This is a genomic window from Bacillus sp. ABA4_010 (genome assembly GCF_056159105.1).
The window spans coordinates 1-23,643 of the sequence record NZ_JBSWUN010000002.1 but is presented as its reverse complement, the minus strand read 5'-3'; the positions used below and the strand labels follow the sequence as shown (position 1 = coordinate 23,643).

Below are 23,643 nucleotides of genomic sequence, written 5' to 3'. Positions count from 1 at the left end.
GGATGACAAGATGAAAAAAGAGATTAACATCATCGGCTTGGGTGCTGGTGATTTCGAGCAGCTGACAATCGGGATGTGGAACGAGCTGAAAAAGGCTGAACATCTATTTTTAAGAACAAAAGAGCACCCTCTTGTTCAAAATTTGGTGGAAGAGGGGATCTCTTTCCGCTCATTTGATGATGTATATGAAAAATGGGAGACGTTCGAGCAAGTATACGGGGAAATTGCCGAAGAGCTATTGACAGCTGCAGAGGAGAAAGGATCGGTTGTATATGCTGTTCCGGGTCATCCCCTTGTTGCAGAGCGTACAGTACAGTTATTGCTCGACCAAGGAGAAGAAAGAGGTATTCATGTGGAGATCAAAGGGGGACAAAGCTTTTTAGACCCTATTTTTGCATCTTTAAAGATTGACCCAATTGAAGGGTTTCAGTTGCTGGATGGCACAGCATTCAAACGAGAGGACTTGCAGCTAACCAATCATGTTCTAATTGCCCAAGTATACGATCAGTTCATAGCTTCAGAAGTAAAGTTGACCTTGATGGAAGAACTGCCGGATGAATACGAGGTATATATTGTGACAGCTGCAGGAAGTCGTGAAGAAGAAGTGACAAAAGTAAGATTGTATGAGCTGGATCATCAGATGTCTATTAATAATTTAACGACTGTTTATGTACCGCCAGTCCAACAAACAGAAACGCTTTATCACCAATTTGAAACGCTTCGTTCTATTATCGCAACATTAAGAGGACCAGATGGATGTCCGTGGGACCGAAAGCAAACGCATGAATCGTTAAGGCCCTATTTACTGGAAGAAGCGTATGAATTAATTGAAGCGATCGATGAACAAGATGATGACCACATTATCGAGGAGCTTGGGGATGTTCTCTTGCAAGTAATGTTGCATGCCCAAATTGGAGAAGACGAGGGAATGTTTACGGTTTCGGACGTTATTCGTATTCTTTCGGAAAAAATGGTTCGCCGTCATCCTCATGTGTTTGGTGACATAGAAGCAGACGATGCAGAACAAGTTGTAGCAAATTGGAACGCGATTAAACAGGAGGAAAAAGGTCAGCTGGAAGTCTCGTTAATGGAAAGTGTAACGAAACAAGCGACGAGCTTAATGAAGGCATATCAATATCAAAAAGCAGCTGCCAAAGCAGGGTTTGATTGGGATGATATAGAGCCGGTATGGCAAAAGGTTGAAGAGGAAATAAACGAATTTCAGGCTGAAATTCAAAGTGAACCGCTTAATTTAGAGGCAGCAAGTAAAGAATTTGGTGATATTTTATTTGCGTTGGTAAATGTAGCGAGGTTTTATAAAATTGATCCTGAAATTGCTTTAGCAGGAACGAATCTTAAATTTTCAAGACGTTTTCAATATATTGAAAAACGGGTAAAAGAATCGGGCCGACCCTTTTCGTCCTTTACCCTGGAAGAGCTAGATCAATTTTGGGATGAAGCGAAAAAAAGTGAACGATGATAAAGGGAGAGTGTTAGACAATGATGAGATTAGATAAATTTTTGAAAGTATCCCGTTTAATTAAAAGACGAACATTGGCGAAAGAAGTAGCTGATCAAGGGCGCATTAGCATTAACGGGACGGTAGCGAAAGCTAGTACAAATGTCAAAGAAGGTGACGAGTTAACGGTTCGATTTGGTACAAAGTTAGTAACCGTACGGGTAGAAGGGCTGCAACAAACAGCTAAAAAAGAAGAAGCAAGTAATCTATATACGGTGTTAAAAGAAGAAAAGGTAGAAAGTGAATAAGACCGTATCAAGACGATAAGGCTTGTTCTAAAATTTTTTTCCCCCTCATATGTTTAAACAAAAGAATGCGGGAACGGCCACCCCAATGGATGGTGGAGGCTTGATTTCCCATTTGCGGAGATGGGGGATGGAAATGAACCAATATTATGATGGAAATCAAACCAATAAAGATCATACTCCGAATCATGATGTTATCATGAAGGGAAGAAGGCTCCTTGATATTACTGGAGTGAAGCAAGTCGAAAGCTTTGATAACGAAGAATTTTTGTTGGAAACGGTGATGGGTTTTTTATCAATTCGAGGACAAAATCTTCAAATGAAGAACTTAGATGTCGATAAAGGTATTGTATCCATAAAAGGAAAAGTATTTGATATCCTTTATTTAGATGAAAATCAGTCGGAGAAAGCTAAAGGGCTTTTTAGCAAGTTATTCCGATGACCTTAACCACTCAGTTTTATACAATTATCTCAATGGTAGGAATGGGCAGTTATTTAGGTGCTGCCCTGGATACGTACCAATTCTTTTTAAATCGCCCTAAGCGTAACAGGTGGATTGTCTTTCTCAATGATTTCCTTTTTTGGATTGTCCAGGCCTTATTAGTATTTTATGTTCTATTTTATGTCAACAAGGGTGAACTGCGATTATATATTTTTTTGGCTATTTTATGTGGTTTTGCTGCATATCAAAGCTTGTTGAAATATCTTTATATGCGTTTGTTGAAGAAAACGGTCAGTCTAGTCATTCGGACGTATCGTTTTATTGTAAGGCTAATTCAGATGTTTATAGTGAAGCCAATCCTCTTTCTGTTTCACGTTCTAGTGGTGCTGCTACTGACCTGTTGGAAGTGGTTACTGGCTCTTCTGCGAATATCTTGGCGCATCATATGGGTCCCCATTCGATGGATTACGCAACTTATATGGCGAATGCTGCCAAAAAATGTGAAACGCTTTTTGGAAGTTTCTTTTAAGCGAACAGAAGGATTTTATAAAAAAATAAAGAATACGAAACAAAGAATAAAGTCGTGGATGGACTATTTTAAAAAGAAGGAGGATGAGTAGCGGTGAGTGCCGTACCGAAAAAGAATGTAACGCAGTTAAATACAGAATATGTTTCGATGCAGCAGAACATGCAAGAAAATTCGAAACGGAAGCGTATCGGACTCATTAGACGATTGACGGCATTTGGACTTTTAGTGTTGACCGTTTCAATCATTATGATCTCTACTCTGATTTCGCAAGCATCGGCTATCTCCAGCAAGGAGAAAGAAAAAGTGGAGCTGACGGAACAGCTTGCACAGCTGGAGCGGAAAGAAAAGGACCTGCGGGAAGAAGTCGTCAAATTGAATGATGAAGAGTATATTAAGAAAATTGCCCGAAGAGATTATTTCTTGTCAGAAGAAGGGGAAATTATTTTCAATGTGCGAGACGGGTCTTCATCTAATTGACAGTGTAAATTTTCTTTAGGTATAATTATAATAAATTGTTTTTTTATATTTCTTAAGGAGGAGCATTTTTTTTATGTCAATTGAAGTAGGCAGCAAGTTACAGGGAAAGGTAACAGGCATTACTAATTTCGGAGCGTTTGTGGAATTGCCGGAAGGATCAACAGGTTTAGTTCACATTAGTGAAGTTGCGGATAATTATGTGAAAGACATTAATGACCATTTAAAAGTAGGCGATCAAGTCGAAGTGAAAGTCATTAATGTAGAAAAGGATGGGAAGATTGGGCTTTCCATTAAGAAAGCAAAAGAACAACCTCAACAAAGTCGCGAAGGATATCAGAACCGCGAAGGATATCAGAACCGCGAAGGATATCAGAATCGTGAAGGTCGTCCGTCATATCAAGGGCGTGAAGGGTACCGTCCGAATCCAAACCGCAATCGAAACGACCGTAACCGCAATCACGACCGTGATCGTGGTGGAATGAAGGAAAATTTCGAACAAAAAATGGCACGCTTCTTAAAAGACAGCGAAGATCGCTTATCTTCCCTGAAGCGTCACACGGAGTCTAAACGTGGTGGACGCGGAGCAAAACGAGGCTAACTTGTTGCTTATTTGAATATAAATAATAACGAGTCGGATAAAAAACACCTTTCGCTTAGCGGAAGGTGTTTTTTAGTCTGAACCTTTTACTATAAAAAAGGTCAACAAAAAACAGCATGCTTTTCGCAATGCTGTTTTTTAGTATGACCCGTACGGGATTCGAACCCGTGTTACCGCCGTGAAAGGGCGGTGTCTTAACCGCTTGACCAACGGGCCTTAATATAAGTAGCGGCGGAGGGGATCGAACCCCCGACCTCACGGGTATGAACCGTACGCTCTAGCCAGCTGAGCTACACCGCCATAATAACACTCTCTAAGAGACAATTAATATAATATATCTTTTCTCAAAAGAAGTCAACATGATTTTTAAAAAATATCATATTGGATAAACAGGCAGAATAACACGCCTGTTTTACGACACATTTTTTTATTCCACGGTTATTATACACTGATAAACGCATATTTTGTATGGTTTTTGTGTGCAAGATAGAAAATAGTCGAACGTTTCTTAAATTATCGTTCGCCTTTTGACAAAAAATGAAAAACTTTTTCTATATAATTACAAATAAGTATCTTTATTTGGGTGGTGAGGATATGCAAAAGACAGAAAGAAACTATGCAGAACCTGTAGCGGAAGTAGTATTCAATAGAACGAAGGTAGAGTTTTCGAAGTTTTGGAATCAAATGAATATCAAAGCAGAGAAAGTGATGTTTGAATGGGGATTAATATTGCTTGCGGTTGGTTTTTTGTTAGGACGAGCCTTAATTTTGGCTAAAATCATGCCTTTTGCGCTTCCTTTTATCGCAACCGTCTATTTGATGAAAAGGGAAAAAACAGCTGTTGTCGTATTGGCGGTACTAGCAGGTGCCTTTTCTGTGTCTCTTCAAAATGGTGGATTTGCACTGGCGTCCATTGTGGTGTTTTTACTTTTTAATCGCCTAAGCAATATGGTGATTGATACAGATGTTTACAAAAAACTACCGTTCACTATTTTTTTCGCCATGCTCTGTACGAAACTTAGTATTTTTTATTTGTGGACGAAGCAACTGACAAACTATGATTTATTATTTGCTGTGGTAGAAGCGGGGCTTGGTTTTATTCTTACCATGATCTTTCTGCAAAGCGTCCCTTTATTAGCGGCGAAAAAGAGTCGGCAGTCTTTAAAGACAGAAGAAGTGATTTGTTTAATCATTCTCCTTGCATCTGTTTTGACAGGAACGATTGGATGGGAGATTTATGGTTTGGCTGTTGAACATGTGTTATCACGTTATCTCGTTTTGTTATTTGCTTTTGTAGCTGGAGCAACGGTAGGATCGACGGTCGGGGTTGTTACGGGGCTCATTTTAAGTCTGGCTAATGTTGCAAGCTTATATGAAATGAGCCTGCTAGCTTTCTCTGGTTTATTAGGGGGGTTACTGAAAGATGGAAAACGATTAGGTACTTCTATCGGTCTTCTCATCGGAACATCCCTGATTGGGCTATATGCTCAAAATAATAGCATTTTATCAACGAATTTATACGAATCGTTGACGGCGATTGTCTTATTTTTGCTTACTCCTGGGGGTTGGGTACGAAAGGTTGGAAAAATCATACCGGGAACAAATGAAAGCACAACAGAACAGCAACAATATTTACGGAAAATTCGAGACGTTACAGCTAACAGAGTCGAGCAGTTTTCAGACGTATTTGATGCATTAGCGAAAAGCTTTTCTCAAAATGGTCTGTATGAAGAAACGAAAAATGAAACGAGAGATGTTGATTTCTTTCTAAGCAATGTGACCGAAAAAACTTGCCAACTCTGCTTTAAAAAAGAGCAATGCTGGACGTATCAATTTGATAAAACATATGAATACATGACTGAAATTATGCATGATATTGAACAAGATACATTACAGTACAATACAAAGCTATTGCGTGAGATGGATAAGCACTGTGTTAAAGCGAAGAAAGTGATGGAGACCATTGAACAAGAATATACCTTCTTTCAAGCTAATCAAAAGCTGAAGCAGCAAATTAGGGAGAGTCGCCGAATTGTCGCAGAGCAATTGTCTGGCGTATCTCAAGTGATGCAGAACTTCGCGCAGGAAATTAAACGTGAACGTGAAAATTTACATGTGCAGGAAGAACAAATTTTAGAGGTGTTAAAGAACTTTGGGATGGAAATTAATCAAATTGAAATCTATAGCTTAGAACAAGGGAATGTTGATATTGATATGTGGACACCATTTTGCAATGGTAGAGGAGAGTGTGAAAAATTAATTGCTCCGATGCTTTCTGATATTCTTGGTGAAACGATTATGGTACGGCATGAGGAATGTGCGTCTTATCCTCAAGGATATTGTCACGTTTCATTTGGATCAACGAAAGCCTATGTCATTGAAACTGGCGTAGCGCATGCTGCTAAAGGTGGCGGTTTTGTTTCAGGTGACAGCTATGCTACGCTTGAACTGAATTCGGGAAAATATGCATTAGCGATTAGTGACGGAATGGGCAATGGTGAACGAGCTCATTATGAGAGCCATGAAACTCTCCAGTTACTAAAGCAGATTTTACAAACTGGAATCGAAGAGACGGTGGCCATTAAATCTGTCAACTCCATCTTATCACTTCGGACGAACGATGAAATTTTTTCGACGTTAGATTTGGCAATTATTGATTTACAGCATGCGAATTCTAAGTTTTTAAAAATTGGTTCGACGCCAAGTTTTGTAAAAAGAGGAAGTCAAGTCATTAAAATTCAAGCCAATAATTTGCCTATGGGAATTATCGAAGAATTTGAAGTCGATGTCGTTAGTGAACAGCTAAAAGCGGGCGACTTATTGATTATGATGACAGATGGAGTATTTGAGGGACCAAAGCATGTGGAAAACTATGATATGTGGATGAAAAGAAAAATATCGGAACTGGAAACCGGTGACCCTCAAGAAGTAGCAGATTTGATCATGGAAGAGGTGATTCGAACTCGTTCAGGTATGATTGAAGATGATATGACGGTCGTCGTAGCTAAGATTGAACACAATATCCCGAAATGGTCGTCCATTCCTGCGCGAAGCTATAAGAAGAAGGCTTTGTAGAGAAAGGCGACGTTCCCCTTCTAAAAAGGTATATTTTCGCAAATGAGCGTCAAAGATGGTAATAATGCCGGGCTAGGAGGGGACGAAAATGAAAAAAGGGACAATTAAGCAAATGCTAGTGATTACGGATGGAGGCTCTAACACAGGAGAAGATCCGATTGCGATGGCTGCGTTAGCGCAAGAACACGGAATTACAGTAAACGTTATTGGCGTTATGGAAGAAAATATGATTGATGAACAAAGCATGAAAGAAATTGAGGGAATTGCGATGTCTGGGGGAGGGGTTAGTCAAGTTGTTTATGCACAAGAGCTTTCCCAAACGGTCCAAATGGTTACTCGCCAAGCAATGACGCAAACTTTACAAGGAGTCGTCAACAAAGAACTGCAACAAATATTAGGATCGCGTGTTCAAATGGAAGACTTACCCCCTGAAAAACGAGGCGAAGTACTAGAAGTTGTCGATGAATTAAGTGAAACTGCTGACTTGGAAGTCTTAATCTTAGTAGATATGAGCGCCAGTATGAAAAATAAGCTTCCGACGGTGAAAGAGGCGCTGCTTGATTTGTCGTTAAGCCTTAATGCGCGGATGGGGGACAATTTGTTTTCGATTTTCTTATTTCCTGGGAAAAAGAAAGACGTCGAAAAACTGTTAGATTGGACACCGAAACTGGAATCGATGTCGACCATTTTTCCGAAGCTGACGGCTGGGGGTATCACACCAACAGGCCCTGCTATACGTGAAGCTCTTCATTACTTTAAGCAAAAACGCTCGTTAAGGAGTTTGTTGAGCCGTGATGAACGATCGATTGAAGAAACAGGTATGTAATCTCGCTCCAGGTACGTTAGTAGTAGGGAAGTGGCATCAATATTCCTATCGCCTCGTCAAAAAATTAGGAGCTGGAGCAACAGGGGTCGTCTATTTAGCGGATTCGTCAAACGGGTTGGTGGCGCTGAAAATTAGCTTTAACAATATGTCTGTTACTTCAGAAGTGAATGTACTTAAACATTTTTCAAAGGTCCACGGAAAAGTCCTTGGACCTTCTTTATTAGACGTAGACGATTGGCAGAGTTCATTGCATAACCAAACCTTTTCTTTTTACGCAATGGAGTATTTAAAAGGAGAGCCTTTTTTGGAGTTTATTAAAAAGAGAGGTGCGGAATGGGCAGGAATTTTAACATTGCAATTATTAAGGGATCTTCAACATCTTCATGAAGCTGGATGGGTATTTGGGGATTTAAAGCCAGAGAACTTGATTGTGACGACGTCACCTGTTAAAGTCAGATGGTTAGATGTCGGAGGGACAACGCTAGCAGGAAGGGCTATTAAAGAATTTACGGATTTTTTTGATCGTGGACATTGGGGACTTGGGTCCCGAAAAGCAGAACCTTCTTACGACTTGTTTGCGGTGGCTATGATTATGATAAATGCTGCTTATCCGAATCGATTTACGAAGCAACAAGATACCATCCCTCAATTGAAGCAATTAATCGAGCAAAGTGCTCTATTGCGTCCTCATCGTCATTGTCTTCTAAAAGCCCTCACCGGTAAATATCAACATGCTGAACAAATGAGGGTAGACCTATTAAAGGGGCTGAGCGGTGACAAGCTGCAAGAACATGATGTCCCTGAACCTAAAGCCAGCATGTCAAAGCGTAAAAAAAGTACCCAGAGCCGAACAGCTAAAAGAAAGAACACGAAATACCATTTATTAGAAACGGTATTGTTGTTTTTATCTCTTATGGTAGCGTATGCTATGTATGTACTTATCCAAACTTGGTAAAAACTTAAGAAAATATGAAACCTTTTGCCTGCCTTTTCGTATATACTATTGGTACATCTAAACTTGTTAAGGACTGATCTTACGTTATGAAACAACAAGTTGAAGAATTTATGAAAAAGCATGAGCTCCTTGTGCCGGGAGAAACCGTGTTGGTCGGAGTGTCTGGAGGACCGGATTCGTTAGCTTTGCTGCATTTTTTATGGAGCATAAAGGATGAACAAAATCTCTCTGTCATTGCTCTCCATTTTGATCATATGTTTAGAGGGAAAGAATCAGAGGAAGATATGATGTATGTCAGGGATTTTTGCCAGCAGCGAGGAATTACGTTTGAAGCCGCTCAAGAAGATGTCTCTTTTTATCAGCAAACAAAAGGAATAGGAGCACAGGTAGCTGCGAGAGAATGTCGTTATCGTTTCTTTGGAAACATGATGAAAAAATTTCGCGCATCGTCTCTTGCACTTGCTCATCATGGGGATGATCAAATTGAGACCGTCTTAATGAGATTAGTAAGAGGCAGTACGATGGCTGGCTACGCAGGCATTCCAGCGAAAAGACCTTTTGGTGAAGGAGTGGTCATTCGACCGTTTCTATCGGTTGATAAAAATCAGATTCTTACTTATTGCCAACAACACGCTTTAAATCCGAGAATCGATAAAAGCAACGAAAAAACAGTGTATACGAGAAATCGATTTCGACAGCGCATCCTTCCCTTTTTAAAGGAAGAAAATCCACAAACTCATAAGCAATTCCAATCTTACAGCGAAAAATTATTAGAAGATGTGCAATACTTAGAGGAATTAGCTATTGAGGCAATGAATAAAGTAGTAATGAAAAAGGAAAGTGGACAAATTCTCCTCTTGAGAGATGCATTTCTTCAAGTGCGTAAACCTTTACAAAGGAGAGGGATTCAACTAATATTAAACTATCTTTATAAGGAAATTCCTCCATCTCTTTCCTCGGTTCATGTTGACAATCTTTTGACCTTCCTTGAGAGTGAGCACCCATCGGGTGTCCTGCACTTCCCAGAGAATTTAAAGGTTGTTCGTTCATATAATGATTGTTTGTTTACGTTCCGACAGCAGGAGTCGCTGCCATATGTACAAGAGCTAGAAGTACCGGGTTGCACAATCTTGCCGGAAGGTCGTCAGATCGTATGTGAAATACATAACCAACTTTCGTTAGAAGTAGGAGGAAACAATAGGTTGGTATTAGATGTCGATAAGCTGTCCTTGCCTTTAATTGTCCGCACGAGAAAAAGCGGTGACAAAATGGCAGTTAAGGGGATGAAGGGAACGAAAAAGGTAAAGGATATTTTTATTGATGAAAAAATTCCTTTATCAAGGCGGGACACATGGCCTATCGTTGAAGATAGTTCTGGTCGCCTTTTATGGTTGCCTGGATTGAAAAAATCAGCTTATGAATCGGAATCTATGCATGGTGGAAAGTATGTTGTGTTGTACTATAAGTAGTAAAGAACTTCTAGGAGGCAAGTAAGCAAATGAATCAAGATATTCAAGAAATTTTGATTACTGAAGAAGAAATCCAAGAAAAAGTAAAAGATTTGGGTAAACTGTTAACAGAGGACTACAATGATAAGTTTCCTTTAGTTATCGGTGTCTTAAAAGGCGCAATGCCTTTTATGTCAGATTTAGTAAAGCGCATTGATACATATTTAGAGATGGATTTTATGGATGTATCAAGTTATGGCCATTCAACTGTCTCGTCAGGGGAAGTCAAAATCATTAAGGATTTGAATACTTCTGTAGAAGGCCGTAATTTACTGATTATGGAAGATATCATTGACAGTGGATTAACGTTAAGCTACTTAGTCGAATTATTCAAACATCGAAAAGCTAAATCCATTAAGATTGTGACGCTTCTCGATAAGCCGGCAGGACGAAAAGCAAATATCGAAGCTGATTATGTTGGCTTCAACGTGCCAGATGAGTTTGTAGTAGGGTATGGTTTAGATTATCAAGAAAAATACCGCAATTTACCTTACATTGGTGTATTAAAGCCGGAAGTATATAGCAACTAAAACGAATTCCATTTAATCGTCGAAACCATATTTGTTGTATAGGATAAAATGTCTATGATACTATTTAAGGTAGTTTTTTACTATGGGAGGAGGTAAGGGATGAATCGCATCTTCCGTAATACCATATTTTATTTACTTATTTTCCTAGTAATCATTGGTGTAGTTAGCTTCTTCAGTGGTTCAAACCAACAAACTGAGCCGATGAGTTACGATACATTCATCAGTCATCTTGAAAAAGGTGATGTAGAGTCCCTCTCCATGAAGCCGGAGCGAGGAGTCTTTGAAGTACGTGGCCAGCTCACATCTTATGATGAGGATAAGTATTTTTTAACGTACATTACTAATGGAGATCAGGCGTTAGACCGTATTGATGCGGCCGCTCAAAACTCCGAAATTAACATCATGCCTGCTGAAGAAACAAGCGGCTGGGTGACATTCTTTACATCCATCATTCCGTTTGTCATCATTTTTATTTTATTTTTCTTCTTGTTGAATCAAGCGCAAGGCGGAGGAAGCCGAGTGATGAACTTCGGAAAAAGCAAAGCCAAGCTTTATACAGAAGAGAAAAAGAAAGTTAAATTTAAAGATGTAGCGGGTGCAGATGAAGAGAAGCAAGAATTAGTCGAGGTAGTTGAATTCTTAAAAGACCCTCGCAAATTTGCTGAATTAGGCGCTAGAATTCCGAAAGGGGTTTTACTTGTAGGACCTCCAGGAACAGGTAAAACATTACTGGCGAGAGCCGTAGCTGGTGAAGCGGGTGTTCCATTCTTCTCTATCAGCGGTTCTGACTTTGTAGAAATGTTTGTTGGGGTCGGTGCTTCCCGTGTGCGTGATTTATTTGAAAACGCAAAGAAAAATGCACCTTGTATCATCTTTATTGACGAGATTGATGCGGTTGGTCGTCAACGTGGCGCAGGCTTAGGAGGCGGTCACGATGAGCGTGAACAAACGCTGAACCAATTGCTCGTTGAAATGGATGGGTTTGGCGCGAATGAAGGCATTATCATCGTAGCCGCTACAAACCGTCCGGACATTCTTGATCCAGCGTTATTACGTCCAGGTCGTTTTGACCGTCAAATTACAGTTGATCGTCCAGACGTGAACGGACGTGAAGCTGTGTTGAAAGTACATGCTCGTAATAAGCCTTTAGATAATTCAGTTGATTTAAAAGCTATTGCAATGCGTACACCAGGATTCTCTGGAGCGGACTTAGAAAACTTGTTAAACGAAGCTGCATTAGTAGCTGCGAGACAAGATAAAAAGAAAATTGATATGACAGATATCGATGAAGCGACGGATCGAGTAATAGCCGGACCTGCAAAGAAAAGCCGGGTTATTTCGCAGAAAGAGCGAAATATTGTGGCGTACCATGAGGCGGGCCATACCATTATCGGTACCGTATTGGATGAAGCTGATATGGTTCATAAAGTGACGATTGTTCCGCGTGGTCAAGCTGGTGGATATGCGGTTATGCTTCCGAAAGAAGATCGTTATTTCATGACCAAACCAGAACTTCTTGATAAAATTACCGGGTTACTTGGTGGCCGTGTGGCAGAAGAAATTGTGTTTGGTGAAGTAAGTACAGGAGCTCATAACGATTTCCAACGTGCGACAAGCATTGCCCGTCGCATGATTACAGAGTATGGAATGAGTGACAAGCTAGGACCAATGCAATTTGGTCAGTCACAAGGTCAAGTTTTCTTAGGGCGTGATCTTCACAATGAGCAAAATTACAGTGATGCCATTGCCCATGAAATTGACATGGAAATGCAACGTTTCATTAAAGATTGTTATGAACGCGCAAGACAAATTCTGACTGAAAATCGCGATAAGCTAGAGTTAGTTGCTCAAACGCTTCTTAAAGTAGAAACGTTAGATGCTGAGCAAATTAAACATCTAGTGGAACAGGGGAAACTTCCTGAAAGACCTGTAGATCCTGTAGCGACAGATTCATCAGAAGATGTCAAAGTAAACATTCAATCGAAAAAAGATGAAACTGACGCTGACAATGATGAATTAAAGAGTTAATGTCTCTTTTCATTTAAACTTTTCAATCGCCTCTTCTCTCCTTTTTAGGTCAGAAGAGGCGATTTTTTTATCGCGTTGAACAAGATGGTATTGTCAGTAGGTGAAATCTTGTAACATAAGGACGAATTTCAAGCAGTTATGGTATGATGGTGGCAGTGTAAATACTGAATATAGATAAAGTGGTGATGAGGTTGATTTTTGTATTAGATGTAGGTAATACCAATACGGTGTTAGGTGTATATGAACAAGAAGAATTAAAATATCACTGGCGCATTGAGACAAGCCGTAATAAAACAGAAGACGAGTATGGAATGGTAGTCAAAGCTTTATTTGAGCATGTTGGTTTATCTTTTCATGATATAAGTGGTATTATTATCTCCTCGGTTGTACCGCCAATCATGTTCTCATTAGAACGGATGTGCCAAAAATATTTTCATCTAAAACCTTTAATTATAGGACCTGGAATTAAAACAGGTTTGAATATTAAATATGAAAACCCTCGTGAGGTTGGAGCCGATCGAATTGTTAATGCAGTTGCGGGTATTCATTTGTACGGAAGTCCTTTAATTATTGTTGATTTTGGTACCGCCACAACGTATTGCTATATTGATGAGCATAAGCAATATATGGGAGGTGCTATTGCACCTGGCATTACCATCTCCACAGAAGCTTTATATTCACGTGCAGCAAAATTGCCTCGGATTGAGATCGCTAGACCAAATGATATTGTTGGGAAAAATACGGTTACCGCAATGCAGGCAGGAATTGTATATGGGTATGTAGGACAAGTTGAAGGAATTGTTTCGCGAATGAAAGCTCAATCTAAAAGTGAACCGAAAGTCATTGCCACAGGGGGATTGGCAACATTAGTGGCAAAAGAATCGGACATTATTGATGTAGTTGATCCATTTTTAACACTAAAAGGCTTACAACTCATTTATACAAAAAATGTAGAACAGGTATAGCGGAAGGTCGGCCGCTTTTTAATTTTTGAATTTATAGGAAAGGTGTGTATGTAATGAGTGATTATCTTGTAAAAGCATTAGCGTTTGACGGACAGGTGCGCGCGTATGCAGCAGACACAACGGAAACGGTAAAAGAAGCACAAGTACGCCACTATACGTGGCCGACGGCGTCTGCGGCATTAGGAAGAACAATGACAGCAGGTGTGATGATGGGAGCTATGCTAAAAGGTGATAGCAAGTTGACTATCAAAGTCGAAGGAGGAGGACCTATCGGGCTAATCCTTGTCGACAGCAATGCGAAAGGGCAAGTGCGAGGATACGTAACGAATCCTCAGACGCATTTTGATTTAAACGAGCAAGGAAAGTTGGATGTAAGAAGAGCGGTTGGAACTACAGGAACACTTTCTGTTGTAAAGGACTTAGGCTTAAGAGAGAATTTTACCGGACAAGTGCCAATTGTTTCAGGTGAACTTGGAGAGGATTTCACGTATTATTTTGTGACTTCTGAACAAACTCCTTCTTCCGTAGGTGTCGGTGTTTTAGTTAATCCGGACAATTCAATTTTGGCAGCTGGCGGATTTATTCTTCAATTGATGCCTGGCATCGAAGAAGATAAAATCACATTCATTGAAGAACGTTTAAGTAAAATCCCGCCTATTTCTCGATTAATTGAGCAAGGACTTTCTCCTGAAGTCATTTTAACGGAGATTCTTGGGGAAGAAAATGTGAAATTCCTCGAGAAAATGCCAGTGGAGTTTCGATGCCAATGTTCAAAAGAGCGAATTGAAAACGCCATTATCAGCTTAGGAAAAGGAGAAATTCAAACGATAATTGAAGAAGACGGCAAAGCTGAAGCTCAATGCCATTTCTGTAATGAAAAATATATGTTTTCCAAAGAAGAATTACAACAAATGCAGGAAATAGCAAAATGAAGTGGGAAAATAATAAGAGCGCAGTCATTGCGGTCTTATTATTTTTTTTGTGATATAAAAGATTGACAATTTAGAAAATAACTGTTAAATTGTTGTTAAATCCAATAAACTTACTCGGGATTAGGAGTGATTGTATGGTACGTGTAGCAAACTCAGTAGCAGAGTTAATCGGTCAAACACCTGTTGTCAAGTTGAATCAACTTGTAGATGAAAGCATGGCAGATGTGTATTTAAAGCTGGAATTCATGAATCCAGGAAGCAGTGTCAAAGATCGTATTGCTTTGGCCATGATTGAGACAGCAGAGGAAAAAGGATTATTGAAGGCGGGCGACACACTTGTAGAACCAACAAGTGGCAACACGGGAATCGGTTTAGCGATGGTGGCCGCGGCCAAAGGTTATAAGGCCATTTTAGTTATGCCGGATACGATGAGTATGGAACGCCGTAATTTGTTGCGTGCGTATGGGGCTGAGCTGGTGTTGACTCCAGGAAGTGAAGGGATGGGAGGTGCCATCCGCAAGGCAGAAGAATTGGCGAAAGAACACGGCTATTTTATGCCGCAGCAATTTAAAAATGAAGCAAATCCAGAAGTTCACCGACGCACGACAGGAAAAGAAATTGTGGCGCAAATGGGCGAACAATTAGATGCTTTTATCGCAGGTGTGGGAACTGGCGGAACTATTACAGGTGCAGGTGAAGTACTGCGTCAAGCCTACCCTGGCATTAAAATCTATGCGGTAGAGCCAACAGATTCTCCAGTATTGAGCGGTGGGAAACCAGGGCCGCACAAAATTCAAGGCATTGGAGCTGGGTTTGTTCCAGCCATCTTAAATACAGACGTGTATGAAGGTGTCATTCAGATTAAGAATGAAGAAGCATTTGAATTTGCACGGAAAGCTGCGAGAGAAGAAGGGATTCTTGGTGGTATTTCATCTGGGGCAGCGATTTCTGCGGCCTTAAGAGTAGCGAAGGAATTAGGTAAAGGGAAAAAAGTGTTAGCTGTTGTTCCAAGTAATGGTGAGCGTTATTTAAGTACTCCGTTATATCAATTTGAAGAATAGAAGCAAGCACATATAGAAGAGGAAGCGTCAAGGGTGGTCTTGTAAAGGGACTTCCTTGACGCTTCCTTGTATTCCTAAAGATCTTTGCTTGGATTTTACACATTTTCAGTAAACGATATATGACCTTATCGCTGGAATCATGTAAAATGGAAACTAGGTGATTGACTTTTAGGAGAGTGAATACATGCAGCAGCGCAGATCATGGGGAGAAAAAATAAACATTCCTAAAAATGAGTGGTTTTCCGGCTACCAACGCTTGTCTAAGAAGGAACCGCATCATATCTTATTAGAAAGCGGACGAGGCGGACAATACAGTATGATGGGCTTGAAACCTGTTGCGATTTTAGAGGGGCATTATAACCGTTTGATGGTAACGAATGAGTTCGAAACCTATCAGCTTGAAGGAAATCCTCTCCACCTTATGAGGACGTGGATGAATCAGCATAAAGCCCCTATTAATCCAGATTTACCAGATTTTCAAGGCGGGGCTATCGGTTTTATCAGCTATGATTATATCCGCCATATTGAGCGCCTTCCGTCAGTGGCAAAAGATGATTTGAATATGCCCCACCTTTATTTTCTAGTATTTGATGATGTGTTCGTGTATGACCATCATCAAGAGGTGTTATGGATTATTGTCAATGATGACCTCAGCAACGAAGAAATGGCGATGGGGCGTATTCAAGCATATAAAAATGAGTGGTGTTCACATACAGCAGGCAAGAAAGAAGAGGTATTTGTACCTTACGATCCTTCTTTGGCGTTTTCGATGTCAGAACAAACATTTATGGAAGCCGTCGAGAGAGTACAAACTTATATTGGACAAGGAGACGTTTTCCAAGTCAATTTGTCTGTTCGGCAATCTCAGCCTTTAGGGACGCCACCTGCTCATATTTATGAAAAACTACGTGAAATTAACCCATCTCCTTATATGGCTTATATGAAGACCCCAGCGTTTGAAATTGTCAGCAGTTCACCAGAGCTATTGATAAAAAAGAGGGGCAGTGAAGTTAGTACAAGACCGATTGCGGGGACGCGTTCACGGGGAAGAACAGATGCAGAGGACCGTCAGTTGGCGGATGAACTGATTCATAATGAAAAAGAACGTGCCGAACATGTGATGCTTGTGGATTTAGAGAGAAACGATTTAGGAAGAGTGTGTGAATATGGCACGGTGCATGTAGATGAATTTATGGTTATTGAGAAATATTCCCATGTTATGCACATCGTTTCGAATGTACAAGGCACATTGCAAGAATCCAAGGATTATGTGGATGTAATTGATGCTGTATTTCCGGGTGGTACCATTACAGGTGCTCCGAAAATTAGGACAATGGAAATCATCGAAGAGTTGGAACCGGTCAGAAGGGGCTTGTATACAGGGTCTATCGGATGGATTGGGTTCAATGAGGAGATGGAGTTAAACATTGTCATTCGAACATTGGTAGCCAAACAAGGAACTGCCTATGTACAAGCGGGGGCTGGCATTGTAATTGATTCTAATCCTCTTCAGGAATATAAAGAATCGTTAAAGAAGGCTACTGCTTTATGGAAAGCGAAAGAGAAGAGTGAAAAAGAGCTGAGTGAGGGTGAGAAGAGATGATTTTAATGATTGATAATTATGATTCGTTTACATTTAATTTAGTACAGTATTTAGGAGAACTCGGAGAGGAATTAGTGGTAAAGAGGAATGACCAAATTACCTTGAAAGAAATTGAAGAATTAAATCCTGAGTTTCTTATGATTTCTCCCGGTCCTTGCAGTCCGAATGAGGCAGGGATTAGTTTAGAAGCAATTACGCATTTTGCAGGTGAAATGCCTATTTTCGGTGTATGTTTAGGACACCAGTCAATTGGCCAAGCGTTTGGTGGAAAGGTGATTCGTGCAGAGCGTCTTATGCATGGAAAGACGTCTCAAGTCCATCATGATGGGAAAACCATCTTTCAAGGGTTAGACAATCCGCTGACAGCGACACGTTATCACTCGCTAATTGTGGAAAAAGAGACCTTCCCTGATTGTCTTGAAATCTCAGCATGGACAGAGGACGGGGAGATTATGGCGCTCCGTCATAAAACGTTGCCAATTGAAGGAGTTCAATTCCATCCAGAATCGATTATGACTTCATTTGGAAAAGAAATGCTCCAAAACTTTATCTCTACTTACAAGAAGGGATGAATTATGTATATATATTTAAACGGGAAAATCGTCAACGATAAGGAAGCGATGATTTCCCCTTTTGATCACGGCTATATGTATGGGTTAGGTTTATTTGAAACGTTTCGCACATATAATGGTCATCCGTTTTTACTGGATGACCATTTAGCTCGTTTAAATGAAGGGTTGAAAGAATTAGATATCCGGCATGAATGCAAAAGGGAAGAGATTGTTCAACTAGTAGAGAAGCTGTTGGAGGCGAATGGACTGCGAGATGCCTATGTTCGTTTCAATATTTCAGCTGGACCTGCTGAGTTAGGTCTTCCGACTACATCATACACGAATCCTACTATTTTAATGTATATGAAACCCCTTCCCTCTACTGGAACGATTGAAAAGGAAGGGGTCTTTCTAGAGACGCGGAGAAATTCACCAGAAGGGTCTCGTCGGCTTAAATCTCATCACTATATGAATAATATTCTCGCTAAAAAAGAGGTAGGGAATGACCTGCATAAAGAAGGAATCTTTCTTACGAAGGAGGGTCATATAGCAGAGGGGATCGTGTCGAATGTGTTCTTTGTAAAAGGGCGAACGGTTTACACTCCTTCTCTTGAAACAGGAATTCTAAATGGGATCACTCGGCAATTTGTTTTGGCTCTTTTGGACAAATTAGAAATAAAGGTAGAGGAAGGGTTATTTACAAAAGAGGAACTGCTTTTAAGTGATGAAGTGTTCGTGACAAATTCGGTTCAGGAAATCACTCCGATTATACAAATTGAAAATCGTAAATATCATCATGGTCCTCATACCTTAACAAATCAAATTCAGCAGATTTACAACCAAACTTGTGAGTCTTTATGGAGTAAATGTGATTTAAAAGAAAGGAATATGCACTTATGACGAGAACGTTCGTAACACCTTCTGTCATCCGTTGCGGAAAGTATGAACTCGATTATTCCGCTAAAACTTTGGTGATGGGTATATTGAATGTCACGCCGGATTCTTTTTCAGATGGAGGTCAATACAATCGTGTAGACTTGGCCGTTGAACATGCAAGGCAAATGATTGTTGATGGAGCCGATATGATTGACGTGGGAGGGGAATCAACAAGACCTGGTGCCGTGAAGGTATCGCTAGAAGAAGAGTTGGATCGTGTGGTTCCGATCATTTCACAGTTAACGAAACAGATTGAAATCCCAGTTTCCATTGATACGTATAAAGCAGAAGTGGCGAAACAAGCTGTGGAAGCTGGAGCTCATATTATTAATGACGTATGGGGAGCGAAGGCGGATCCTAAGATGGCAGAAGTGGCTGCTTTTTATAATGTTCCAATTATCCTTATGCATAATCGTGAGAACAATCATTATCAAAACTTGATTGGTGATATGCTTTCTGATTTGTATGAGAGCATTAAAATTGTAAAGGCAGCGGGTGTCAAAGACGAAAACATTATCCTTGACCCGGGGATTGGATTTGCCAAAGGGTTTGAAGAAAACGTAGAGGTACTTCAAAATTTAGAACGTTTTACGACGCTAGGGTATCCTCTCCTTTTAGGTACATCCCGAAAATCCATGATTGGACGAGTGTTAGATTTACCTCCGCATGAGCGTGGAGAGGGAACCGCTGCTACGGTCTGTCTAGGAATTACAAAAGGGATTCATATGACAAGAGTCCATGATGTGAAGCTCATTGCGCGAACAGCTAAAATGATGGACGTGCTCGTTGGGAAAGGGGAGGATTCTCATCGATAAAATTCATGTGAACGGTATGAGGTTTTATGGGTATCACGGTGTCTATGCTGAAGAGAACAAACTTGGACAAAGGTTTAATGCAGATGTCACAGTGGATGTGGATTTGCGTAAGGCGGGAATGACGGATGATTTAAATTACACAGTGAATTATGCGGAGATATATAATACTTGCCGTGAGGTGGTAGAAGGAAAGCCGTTTAATCTTGTGGAAGCGGTAGCTGAAGCAATGGCTTCCAAGATTTTGGAGAACTTTTCGCTTGTACAATCTTGTACGATTAAATTATACAAACCAGACCCTCCAATTCCTGGGTACTATGAATATGTTTCTGTGGAAATTACAAGGAGTCGTTAAATGGAAAATATAGCTTTTATTGCACTAGGTTCAAATGTAGGAGATCGCTTTGGTTATTTGAAGGAGGCTGTTGGAGAGTTACACCAACATGATTCGGTAGAAATCATTGATGTCTCCTCCATTTATGAAACAGACCCTGTAGGATATACAGAACAAAGTGCTTTTTTAAATATGGTCATTAAAATTCAAACCTCATTGCTTCCTTTTGCGCTGTTGGACCTGTTGCAGCACATCGAAAGAAAATGTGGGAGAAAAAGGGATATCCATTGGGGGCCACGTACTTTAGACCTTGACATTTTATTATTTAACCAAGAAAATATGGAAGCAGAACAACTTGAAATCCCTCACCCTCGAATGACTGAACGAGCTTTTGTGATGATTCCGTTATTTGAAATAGACCGAGACGTCTATATTCCTAATCAAGATGAGTCAATATCAATGATAATGGAATTATTACAAGACAAAGAGGGAGTCAGGGTATGGAAGCGGAGAAGTGGGGAAGACGTATACGCGCTTTTCGCAAACTAAAGGGTTATACCCAAGAGGAGTTTGCGAAGGATTTAAGAGTGTCTGTTTCTATGTTAGGGGAGATTGAACGTGGAACTCGATTTCCCTCTGAAGAATTTGTTGAACATATTGCTGAGGCATTAAATATTAGTATTCAAGAATTAACATCGCAAGAAGTGAAGAAAAACTAAAAGGAGGTTCAAAGAATTTGCTTAAAATTGGAGATATTACAATGAAGAACCAAGTTGTGCTTGCTCCGATGGCGGGGGTTTGTAATGCAGCCTTTCGCTTAACGGTAAAGGAATTCGGAGCAGGGCTCGTTTGTGCTGAAATGGTCAGTGATAAAGCGATTTTGTACAATAACGCTAAAACTATGGGCATGCTGTACATTGATGAACGTGAAAAGCCGTTAAGTTTGCAAATTTTCGGTGGGGAAAAAGACACGCTTGTAGAAGCGGCTAAGTTTGTCGATAAAAATACGACAGCAGATATTATTGATATCAACATGGGTTGCCCAGTACCGAAAATTACGAAATGTGATGCAGGGGCAAAATGGCTGTTAGACCCTAATAAAATTTATGAAATGGTGGCTGCGGTAGTTGATGCCGTTGAAAAACCAGTTACGGTTAAGATGCGTACTGGTTGGGATGAAGACCATATCTACGCTATTGAGAATGCGCGGGCTGTAGAACGTGCAGGTGGGCAGGCTGTAGCGGTTCATGGTAGGACTCGTGTGCAAATGTACGAAGGTCATGCTGATTGGAACATAATTAAACAAGTAAAAGAAGCGGTGTCAATTCCTGTTATTGGGAACGGTGATGTTCAAACCCCTCAAGATGCTAAGCGTATGTTAAAAGAGACCGGAGTAGACGGTGTAATGATTGGACGCGCCGCATTAGGGGACCCGTGGATGATCTATCGTACGGTTAAGTATTTAGAGACAGGTGAATTGATGGATGAGCCGTCTATAAGAGAAAAAATTGATGTTTGTTTATTGCACCTTAATCGTTTGATTGACTTAAAGGGTGAAAATGTAGCGGTGCGTGAAATGAGAAAGCATGCTGCCTGGTATTTAAAAGGTATTCGTGGGAATGCTCAAGTTCGAAATGGAGTTAATGAATGTACGACGAGAGATGAGATGACAACCTTATTGAAAAATTACGTTGAAGAAGTCGAGTTAAAGCAGCAAATGGATGCCCAAGTCATTTGACATCTAGAATGTGCTAACCTATAATTACCCATAACGAATATTACTTGCTGCCAGTATAATACTGGCTTTTTTTCTGTTTGTATAAAATGGAACTTTCCTCATCGGAATGCTCTTTCTGTTAAGAGGTTAGTTTACCTATATAAGTTCTAATAGACAATAGGTACTTGTTCATTCTGAGAGGGCGAGAGGTGTCTATTTGAGCGGGATAAAAAATAAGGCATGGAGATGATTATATGAGTCATGAAGAATTAAACGACCAGTTGCTTGTCCGTAGGGAGAAAATGCAAAAGCTTAGAGAGCAAGGGATGGATCCATTCGGTAAACGTTTCGAGCGTACTCACACATCTAAAGAGCTTTTTGCTACATATGAAGCTCTTTCAAAAGAAGAATTAGAAGAACAAAAAGTTGAAGTGTCACTAGCAGGGCGTATTATGACAAAACGCGGCAAAGGGAAAGCTGGTTTTGCTCATGTACAAGATTTAACGGGTCAAATTCAGCTATATGTAAGACAAGATTCAATCGGTGAAGAATCGTATGAAATCTTTAATACGGCTGATATTGGTGATATCGTAGGGGTGACAGGTTCACTTTTCAAAACAAAGGTAGGGGAACTTTCTATTAAAGTGAGTGAATTCACTTTACTAACGAAAGCGTTACGCCCGCTTCCTGATAAATTCCATGGTTTAAAAGATGTTGAACAACGTTATCGTCAGCGCTATCTAGATTTGATTACAAATCCAGAAAGCAAAAGTACATTTATTATGAGAAGTCTTATCATTCAATCCATGCGTCGTTATTTAGATAGCCAAGGTTACTTAGAAGTAGAAACTCCAATGATGCATGCGATTGCTGGAGGAGCATCTGCAAGACCGTTTATCACACACCATAATACGTTGGATATGACTTTATATATGCGTATTGCGATTGAATTGCACTTAAAACGTCTGATTGTCGGAGGACTTGAGAAAGTTTATGAAATCGGACGCGTATTTCGTAATGAAGGTGTCTCTACAAGACATAACCCGGAATTTACGATGATTGAGCTTTATGAAGCGTATGCAGATTATCAAGATATCATGAGTTTAACAGAAAACTTAATTGCGCACATTGCTCAAGAAGTATTAGGTACGACAAAGGTTCAGTATGGAGAGTACGAAGTTGATTTAACTCCTCAGTGGACAAGACTTCACATGGTTGATGCTGTTAAGGAATATACAGGCGTAGATTTCTGGAAGCAAATGACTGATGAAGAAGCGCGTGCTTTGGCGAAAGAGCACGGAGTGGAAGTATCTGAGCATATGCAGTTTGGTCATATTCTTAATGAATTCTTTGAACAGAAGGTAGAAGAGAAGTTAATTCAACCAACCTTTATTTACGGTCATCCGGTGGAAATCTCTCCATTAGCGAAGAAAAACGATGAAGATCCGCGCTTCACAGACCGTTTTGAGTTATTCATTGTGAGTCGTGAACATGCTAATGCATTTACAGAGTTAAATGACCCGATTGATCAAAGAGAACGTTTTGAAGCGCAGTTAAAAGAGAAAGAACAAGGGAATGACGAGGCACATGAAATGGACAATGATTTCATTGAAGCGTTGGAATATGGAATGCCTCCAACTGGTGGTTTAGGGATTGGGATTGATCGTTTAGTTATGCTATTGACGAATGCTCCTTCTATCCGCGACGTATTATTATTCCCGCAAATGCGTCATCGTTAAAATGTAATTATTTTAGGATAAAAAAAGACAGCTCTCTGCAAAGCTGTCTTTTTTTATATACGTTCAGTTTTACAGTCAATGGAGAGGATATTTATTTTTAATATTTAAACTTTTTTGGAATGGGTTGATTAACTTTTTTTATTCTGATATATTTATATTTGTCGTTTCGAACAGGTTAACGCAAAGGAAAGTTTTTTTGAAAAAGAGTTGACCTTAAGTTTAGAAATGTGATAGGATATAAAAGTTGCTTCGCGGCGACGA

Annotated in this window: 24 protein-coding genes and 2 tRNA genes; 24 read left to right on the top strand and 2 right to left on the bottom strand. The window is 40.1% G+C overall.

Annotated features, from left to right (window positions below; genetic code table 11):
- The first annotated feature begins 10 nt into the window (after window positions 1-10).
- From yabN to ACXAEO_RS00850, 6 genes are all read left to right on the top strand, one after another.
- Window positions 11-1,480 (top strand): bifunctional methyltransferase/pyrophosphohydrolase YabN, encoded by a 1,470-nt coding sequence (yabN, locus tag ACXAEO_RS00875; protein ID WP_474876937.1) that lies wholly within the window; start codon window positions 11-13, stop codon window positions 1,478-1,480.
- A 23-nt stretch (window positions 1,481-1,503) separates the two neighbouring features.
- Window positions 1,504-1,767, top strand: a complete 264-nt coding sequence (locus tag ACXAEO_RS00870; protein ID WP_474876999.1) for an RNA-binding S4 domain-containing protein — start codon at window positions 1,504-1,506, stop codon at window positions 1,765-1,767.
- A gap of 133 nt (window positions 1,768-1,900) precedes the next feature.
- A complete protein-coding gene (gene yabP, locus ACXAEO_RS00865) occupies window positions 1,901-2,206 on the top strand; it encodes a sporulation protein YabP (RefSeq protein ID WP_474876935.1) in 306 nt (101 codons plus the stop codon).
- The gene (yabQ, locus tag ACXAEO_RS00860; protein ID WP_474876933.1) at window positions 2,203-2,826 is read left to right on the top strand and encodes a spore cortex biosynthesis protein YabQ; all 624 of its coding nucleotides are present in this window, start codon (window positions 2,203-2,205) and stop codon (window positions 2,824-2,826) included. Before yabP ends, yabQ begins: the two co-directional genes overlap by 4 nt.
- A gap of 2 nt (window positions 2,827-2,828) precedes the next feature.
- Entirely contained in the window at window positions 2,829-3,212 is a 384-nt protein-coding gene (locus tag ACXAEO_RS00855; protein WP_474876929.1) for an FtsB family cell division protein, read from the top strand.
- Between the two features lie 73 nt (window positions 3,213-3,285).
- Window positions 3,286-3,810: a S1 domain-containing RNA-binding protein gene (locus ACXAEO_RS00850; protein WP_474876927.1), complete on the top strand. Its 525-nt coding sequence runs from the start codon at window positions 3,286-3,288 to the stop codon at window positions 3,808-3,810.
- Between the two features lie 144 nt (window positions 3,811-3,954).
- Here ACXAEO_RS00850 and ACXAEO_RS00845 read toward each other — a convergent pair.
- Together ACXAEO_RS00845 and ACXAEO_RS00840 are read right to left on the bottom strand one after the other, a co-directional pair.
- Window positions 3,955-4,026, bottom strand: a tRNA-Glu gene (locus ACXAEO_RS00845).
- Between the two features lie 10 nt (window positions 4,027-4,036).
- Window positions 4,037-4,110: transfer RNA gene (locus tag ACXAEO_RS00840), tRNA-Met, on the bottom strand.
- Window positions 4,111-4,404: 294 nt separating this feature from the next.
- Between ACXAEO_RS00840 and spoIIE the strand changes: the two genes are divergently transcribed.
- The 18 genes from spoIIE to lysS all read left to right on the top strand — a co-directional run bounded on the left by spoIIE (window position 4,405) and on the right by lysS (window position 23,382).
- Window positions 4,405-6,885, top strand: coding sequence for a stage II sporulation protein E (gene spoIIE / locus ACXAEO_RS00835; protein WP_474876925.1), 2,481 nt, complete (start codon window positions 4,405-4,407; stop codon window positions 6,883-6,885).
- An 88-nt stretch (window positions 6,886-6,973) separates the two neighbouring features.
- Complete coding sequence (locus ACXAEO_RS00830; RefSeq protein ID WP_474876923.1) at window positions 6,974-7,711, top strand: vWA domain-containing protein; 738 nt, start codon at window positions 6,974-6,976, stop codon at window positions 7,709-7,711.
- Entirely contained in the window at window positions 7,680-8,666 is a 987-nt protein-coding gene (locus ACXAEO_RS00825; protein WP_474876920.1) for a serine/threonine protein kinase, read from the top strand. Before ACXAEO_RS00830 ends, ACXAEO_RS00825 begins: the two co-directional genes overlap by 32 nt.
- 86 nt (window positions 8,667-8,752) lie before the next feature.
- Complete coding sequence (gene tilS / locus ACXAEO_RS00820) at window positions 8,753-10,135, top strand: tRNA lysidine(34) synthetase TilS (RefSeq protein ID WP_474876918.1); 1,383 nt, start codon at window positions 8,753-8,755, stop codon at window positions 10,133-10,135.
- Window positions 10,136-10,164: 29 nt separating this feature from the next.
- The gene (hpt, locus tag ACXAEO_RS00815; protein ID WP_474876915.1) at window positions 10,165-10,704 is read left to right on the top strand and encodes a hypoxanthine phosphoribosyltransferase; all 540 of its coding nucleotides are present in this window, start codon (window positions 10,165-10,167) and stop codon (window positions 10,702-10,704) included.
- A 99-nt stretch (window positions 10,705-10,803) separates the two neighbouring features.
- Window positions 10,804-12,732, top strand: a complete 1,929-nt coding sequence (ftsH, locus tag ACXAEO_RS00810) for an ATP-dependent zinc metalloprotease FtsH (RefSeq protein WP_474876913.1) — start codon at window positions 10,804-10,806, stop codon at window positions 12,730-12,732.
- Between the two features lie 191 nt (window positions 12,733-12,923).
- The gene (locus ACXAEO_RS00805) at window positions 12,924-13,697 is read left to right on the top strand and encodes a type III pantothenate kinase (RefSeq protein ID WP_474876911.1); all 774 of its coding nucleotides are present in this window, start codon (window positions 12,924-12,926) and stop codon (window positions 13,695-13,697) included.
- A 53-nt stretch (window positions 13,698-13,750) separates the two neighbouring features.
- Window positions 13,751-14,629: an Hsp33 family molecular chaperone HslO gene (gene hslO / locus ACXAEO_RS00800; RefSeq protein ID WP_474876908.1), complete on the top strand. Its 879-nt coding sequence runs from the start codon at window positions 13,751-13,753 to the stop codon at window positions 14,627-14,629.
- A 134-nt stretch (window positions 14,630-14,763) separates the two neighbouring features.
- On the top strand, window positions 14,764-15,690 hold the full coding sequence (gene cysK / locus ACXAEO_RS00795) for a cysteine synthase A (RefSeq protein ID WP_474876905.1): 927 nt from the start codon (window positions 14,764-14,766) through the stop codon (window positions 15,688-15,690).
- Window positions 15,691-15,874: 184 nt separating this feature from the next.
- On the top strand, window positions 15,875-17,293 hold the full coding sequence (locus tag ACXAEO_RS00790) for an anthranilate synthase component I family protein (RefSeq protein WP_474876901.1): 1,419 nt from the start codon (window positions 15,875-15,877) through the stop codon (window positions 17,291-17,293).
- Window positions 17,290-17,865 carry an aminodeoxychorismate/anthranilate synthase component II gene (gene pabA, locus ACXAEO_RS00785; RefSeq protein ID WP_474876899.1) on the top strand — a complete coding sequence of 192 codons (576 nt, stop codon included), beginning with the start codon at window positions 17,290-17,292 and terminating at the stop codon, window positions 17,863-17,865. Before ACXAEO_RS00790 ends, pabA begins: the two co-directional genes overlap by 4 nt.
- A 3-nt stretch (window positions 17,866-17,868) precedes the next feature.
- Window positions 17,869-18,744, top strand: coding sequence for an aminodeoxychorismate lyase (gene pabC / locus ACXAEO_RS00780; protein WP_474876896.1), 876 nt, complete (start codon window positions 17,869-17,871; stop codon window positions 18,742-18,744).
- Window positions 18,741-19,595, top strand: coding sequence for a dihydropteroate synthase (gene folP, locus ACXAEO_RS00775; protein ID WP_474876894.1), 855 nt, complete (start codon window positions 18,741-18,743; stop codon window positions 19,593-19,595). Before pabC ends, folP begins: the two co-directional genes overlap by 4 nt.
- Window positions 19,588-19,947: a dihydroneopterin aldolase gene (folB, locus tag ACXAEO_RS00770; protein WP_474876997.1), complete on the top strand. Its 360-nt coding sequence runs from the start codon at window positions 19,588-19,590 to the stop codon at window positions 19,945-19,947. Before folP ends, folB begins: the two co-directional genes overlap by 8 nt.
- Window positions 19,948-20,475 (top strand): 2-amino-4-hydroxy-6-hydroxymethyldihydropteridine diphosphokinase, encoded by a 528-nt coding sequence (folK, locus tag ACXAEO_RS00765; RefSeq protein ID WP_474876892.1) that lies wholly within the window; start codon window positions 19,948-19,950, stop codon window positions 20,473-20,475.
- On the top strand, window positions 20,427-20,645 hold the full coding sequence (locus tag ACXAEO_RS00760) for a helix-turn-helix domain-containing protein (RefSeq protein ID WP_474876889.1): 219 nt from the start codon (window positions 20,427-20,429) through the stop codon (window positions 20,643-20,645). Before folK ends, ACXAEO_RS00760 begins: the two co-directional genes overlap by 49 nt.
- Before the next feature lie 17 nt (window positions 20,646-20,662).
- Window positions 20,663-21,664 carry a tRNA dihydrouridine synthase DusB gene (gene dusB / locus ACXAEO_RS00755; RefSeq protein WP_474876887.1) on the top strand — a complete coding sequence of 334 codons (1,002 nt, stop codon included), beginning with the start codon at window positions 20,663-20,665 and terminating at the stop codon, window positions 21,662-21,664.
- Between the two features lie 233 nt (window positions 21,665-21,897).
- Complete coding sequence (gene lysS / locus ACXAEO_RS00750) at window positions 21,898-23,382, top strand: lysine--tRNA ligase (RefSeq protein ID WP_474876885.1); 1,485 nt, start codon at window positions 21,898-21,900, stop codon at window positions 23,380-23,382.
- The last annotated feature ends 261 nt before the right edge of the window (window positions 23,383-23,643 follow it).